General features: G+C 39.0%; 1 protein-coding gene. It reads left to right on the top strand.

The genetic code is table 11. From position 1 onward, the window contains the following. Positions 1 to 44 precede the first annotated feature (44 nt). Positions 45 to 236: dihydrofolate reductase (locus FS736_RS25685; RefSeq protein WP_144481574.1), on the top strand; the 192-nt coding region annotated here is incomplete at its 3' end.

The raw sequence follows: 236 nt of genomic DNA, 5'->3' as shown, positions 1-236 counted from the left end.
CTTAATTATCAACCACATCCTCATATTCAACCCCTTATCACTCTATCATTTCATTAATTTCCACAATAAATCAAAATACACTAATTCCTTACCATAATCACCTTCCTTCCACCCTTCCCCACCATTTAAACTTCTTCAACCCCCTAACCATCCCACATCCCATCATCATCCCAACAAAAACATTCCAATCTATACCCAACCCCCTTCCTCCCACACAAAATATTCTCATAACACCC

Source organism: Cytobacillus oceanisediminis 2691 (assembly GCF_007678455.1).
In the GTDB taxonomy this organism is placed as follows: domain Bacteria; phylum Bacillota; class Bacilli; order Bacillales; family Cytobacillaceae; genus Mesobacillus; species Mesobacillus oceanisediminis_A.
This window is presented reverse-complemented; position numbering and strand designations above follow the sequence as displayed.